The organism is Silvanigrella sp., from assembly GCF_044369315.1.
In the GTDB taxonomy this organism is placed as follows: Bacteria; Bdellovibrionota_B; Oligoflexia; order Silvanigrellales; family Silvanigrellaceae; genus Silvanigrella.
Map to the genome: position 1 here is coordinate 1 of NZ_JBIPMD010000265.1, position 4,261 is coordinate 4,261.

The window sequence follows — 4,261 nt, forward strand, 5'->3', positions numbered from 1 at the left end:
GCAAAAAACTAGCTTCAGTTGAAGAAAAGCAAAATGAAATTGAAGAGCTAGATATCAGAATAAACACACTGAACAAAACAACTTTGCCTTGGATATCCCTTGAAGATAGCGAACGGCAAAAAATCATTCAAAATGCTAAAAGAGCACAAGACTTCATTAACAACCACCTAGAAAAAACTGAAGCACATATTATTCATAGATACAATAGATTTTCTGCTTTAAAAGAACTTTCACCCTACGCAGACAATGCAAACTATCTTTGCGAGGCTGTTTTTCATTATGAAAATAGAGAAAAATATGAAGCAAATATTGAAAAAGTGGAAAAAAAGAATTTAGGGGCTAAAGAAAGATTAAAAACAGTAAATCGTGGATTTTGGCTTGCTGTTATTTTTTGTATTTTTATTGTTACAATTCCTATTTGTTTTTTATTCGCTTTAAGCCTTTGGAAACGTAAAAAAGAAATTGAAAATCAAATTGCAAATGCAGACGAAACTTTAAGAAGAGAAAACAAACGACTTATTGCAGCGGAAGAAGGCTCTGTGGTTGCCCAAGATATTCGCTCTTTATTAGGAGAAATATCTTTAGAACAAATCAGAGATACCCTTGCTGAGGTTCGAGATCTTCGTGCTGAATTTCAAGGTCCAGAAAGAACAACAAGTTCAACAGCAATCCTTTTAAGTTTTATTGATTTACATAAAATTAAACTTTGTGAATTATTTGGAGACATACCTGAAAATCCTATTAAAACTTTTAAATGGCTTTCTGAATATGTTACTAAATATCAAAATACTGAGACAACAATTAAAAGTCTAATTGCAAGAAAAAATGAAGTTACTCAACAACAAAAACAATTAACAAAAGGTTATTCATCTGAAATTTTAATAAATAGTATTAAAAAACTTGAATTGGTCGTTGAAAGCACGATGCGTTTTCCATTTGATCAGGAAAATAAATCTTATTTTTCAGATATCTGCAAAAATATTCTCCCCTTACTTTCGCAAGTAAAAGAAGTTTTATTTTTTGTTAGCAGAAGTCATCCCATTGACGTTCAATACTGGAATATGTTGCGTATCAAAATCCAAGGGTTTTCAAATATAATGTCACTATGTGTTCTTGATGCTGAAATTGCTAATATAGATTCAGCAAATGAAGTTTTAAAGGAAGTAAATTCGTAAAACAGTTCATTAAAAGTAAGGAAACCCTTGTGATGAAATCAATGTGGATTGCTCTTAGTCTGTCTTTGCCTTTTAGCCCTTTTGCTTATGGAGATGGTGAAGAAAATAAAATCTCATTTGATTTTTCAAAAATGACAATTTCTACTTTCGGAGTTTTTAATACCAATCAAGAAGAACAAAATAGTAGCTTAAAAGCAGAAGTAAATGCTAGAAAAAATGCGATTCAAAATATTGGAAATTATTTTAAAACCACTTGTCAAAAAATTGAAAAAGGTCAGCTTGGGACAAAACCGGAATGGGAAAAATATTTCCATTCGCAAGGAAGTGAAATTTTTTCTAATGGAGTTGTTAAGGTTTCTCTTGCCGCCCCCTTTCGAGATATTTTAAAGACACCAAATAACTCCAAAAAGAAACCAGTTCTTACAGATGATGGCAAAAAAATTGCTTTTTCTATGCTTTTTACTTTACCCGGAAACTCTGTCCAATGTGGAGCAATTATTCTTGATGTTGGAGGAAATAAAAAAGTTTTAATTTCTCCATCAAAAGTAGTTTCTTCTTCGATTGGCCTTACCATAGTTAAATTAGCTTATGATCGAAAATCCGAATTAAAACCAGCAACAGCAGAAGATGCAACCATTATTCAAAACTCAACACTTGCAAAGGATCCTTATGTACCTGCCAGTGTTATTCCTATTGTTGTTGTGGTTCCCGAACCATAGCCTTGCAGAGTTTCATAAAACTCTCAATGAAAAACAAACCATTTATAAAGAAGAAATTCCTTTTGTTATTTTCATTTGTGAATACTGTGAAAAAAAACAAGAAAAAATATCGATAAATTATAATCCTAAACGAGTTCAAAATATCACTAATTTTCATTTTGTTTCAAACTCAAATTGGACTACTGATGTTCAATTATTATTAAAAAAACAACAAGAAACGGAATATCAATTAACAGGAAATAAATCTTGGCCACCACATATTCCATTTTCAATTTCTCCACTAATTCTTAAAAATGGATTACTTATCTTTTTAAATTATAGTGCTGAATCCTCTTTAAATGCCCCAGCTTTAAGCAGCAAATACATCCTTTTTTACAAAAAAAGAGTCCTCGTTGGAAAAAGTGAAGAAGAGATAAAATCATCATTAAATGAATATCTTCCTAAATTAAATAAAAGAGATGGGATTCGTTTTTATATATCTAAAGAAATTTCTGGAGATAATATAATAGATATAGAAAAAGTAATAAAAAACTTTACAGCCGATAAAAATTCGATAATTATCCCCTATGATGTGACTTCAGAAGGAGTCCAATACAGAAGCGACATTGATACTTCACATATCATGCAAGCTATTAAACAAATTAACCAATTTGTTCCTAATTTATCGGCGCGTAAACCAAACGGAACAAATGATATTATAGAAATTACAAAAACAAAATGAATCAAAATACAGTCATTTTTAAATACTCAATTCTTGCATACAATGAACTAAAAAAATTAAAATATAATAAAATATCTACTATAAAAGAATATGAATTTTTTAATAAGTTTACTAAGTCAATTCAAAAAAATAATGCTTTTATAAGTTCTGATATTTTATCGGAAGAATTGGCAAATATATTTTTAAACCAAGCAAATATTGTTTGTGAATTTGAAGCTCTTACATTTATGCCAGAAGAAAGTAGAATAGATTACGAAAACAGTAAAAATGATTTAAACTATTATATTAATAAAATAGATCATCTTTTATTAAAAAATAATTTTGAGTTTACAAAAAATTTCAATGAGCATGATTGGAGAGTTTTAATTTCTTTTATGGCTACTTTTAAAGAATGGGTAAATAATGTTAAATTTTTTGAAATTGAAAATGACAAAAAATACGAAATTTTAAAAGAATCTCCCTTAATATCTATTTGTCACTTATAAAAAATAACAGGTATTTCATAATGAGCATCCAAAAACAAACATGGACTTTAATTTCCAATAACATTAATGAAAATAGTAAATATTTAATAATCAATGATAATGAACACCATTATGGTTATAATGTTCTTAGAATAAAAGAAAGAAACTCAATTCAAGTTACAAACTGCCGTGGAGTCATTGCAGAAGGAATCATTACCTCTGCTAATAAAAAAGAACTTGTTATTGATATTCATTCCGTAAAAAGAATTGAAAAGACAAAACCAGAAATAAACTTATGGCTAGCTATGCCAAAACCAACAACTCTAGATGAAGTCATTGCTAATTCATCTGAAATGGGTGCAAATCAAATACATATATTTAAAAGTGAAAAGGCTGCTTCAAAAGCACCTATTAAACTGGAGAAACTAATACAATTAAGTAACGAAGCAACTCGAATTAGCAAAAGCGCCTATTCTTCTGAAATTTTTTGTTACGACAGTTTAGATAATTTTTATAAAGAATATGTATCAAAATCAAATTCAAAAAAAATAATACTATTTTGTGATGAATCACATATATACGAAGGTAAAATTACAAATTCAATCCTTAATAAAATTCAAGAAAATTACATGAAAAACATCGAAGAAATTTGTATTTTAATTGGACCAGAAGCAAGCTTTTCCGACAATGAGAGAGAATTTATTTTTGAAAAACTAAATGTCATTCCTGTTTCTTTAGGTAATAATATTTTAAGAGTACCAAATGCAACTGCAAGCGCTTTAGGAGTTGCAATTAGTTTTGTAAATGATATTTCAAGTAGAGTTTAATATGGTTTATAAAAGAACAGAAAAAGAAATTTTTGATACTATTTTGAATGTAGCTAATGAACATGATTTTGTAAGAGCAGTAATTTTAAATGGATCTAAAGCAGATAAAAATTGCTTAAAAGATGATTATCAAGATTTTGATATTTTATTTATTGTAAAAAATGTTGAATATATTGTGAATAGCAAAATTTTTCCTGATAAATTAGGAAAAATTCTAATCATGCAAACTCCAGATAAAATGGATGGTTGATCCTCCCCTAAGAAAGTAGACACCCAGATCCGAAAAAAACTTATAGGAAAGAGGTGTTGAAATGGTGTTAACCAAAAGAAGGTATACAAGCGAATTCAAGCAAGG

6 protein-coding genes are annotated in these 4,261 nt (G+C 28.7%); all 6 read left to right on the forward strand.

Features of this window, described 5'->3' with window-relative positions; genetic code table 11:
• Positions 1-1,175 (forward strand): hypothetical protein (locus ACIQ56_RS15050; RefSeq protein ID WP_397601863.1); only part of this gene is annotated, 1,175 nt, incomplete at its 5' end.
• Between the two features lie 32 nt (positions 1,176-1,207).
• The gene (locus tag ACIQ56_RS15055; RefSeq protein WP_397601864.1) at positions 1,208-1,894 is read left to right on the forward strand and encodes a hypothetical protein; all 687 of its coding nucleotides are present in this window, start codon (positions 1,208-1,210) and stop codon (positions 1,892-1,894) included.
• A complete protein-coding gene (locus ACIQ56_RS15060) occupies positions 1,869-2,615 on the forward strand; it encodes a hypothetical protein (protein WP_397601865.1) in 747 nt (248 codons plus the stop codon). Before ACIQ56_RS15055 ends, ACIQ56_RS15060 begins: the two co-directional genes overlap by 26 nt.
• Positions 2,612-3,100 carry a hypothetical protein gene (locus ACIQ56_RS15065; RefSeq protein WP_397601866.1) on the forward strand — a complete coding sequence of 163 codons (489 nt, stop codon included), beginning with the start codon at positions 2,612-2,614 and terminating at the stop codon, positions 3,098-3,100. The genes ACIQ56_RS15060 and ACIQ56_RS15065 overlap by 4 nt, the downstream gene beginning before the upstream one ends.
• 20 nt (positions 3,101-3,120) lie before the next feature.
• Positions 3,121-3,906: an RsmE family RNA methyltransferase gene (locus ACIQ56_RS15070; RefSeq protein WP_397601867.1), complete on the forward strand. Its 786-nt coding sequence runs from the start codon at positions 3,121-3,123 to the stop codon at positions 3,904-3,906.
• Between the two features lies 1 nt (position 3,907).
• On the forward strand, positions 3,908-4,156 hold the full coding sequence (locus ACIQ56_RS15075) for an aminoglycoside 6-adenylyltransferase (RefSeq protein ID WP_397601868.1): 249 nt from the start codon (positions 3,908-3,910) through the stop codon (positions 4,154-4,156).
• The last annotated feature ends 105 nt before the right edge of the window (positions 4,157-4,261 follow it).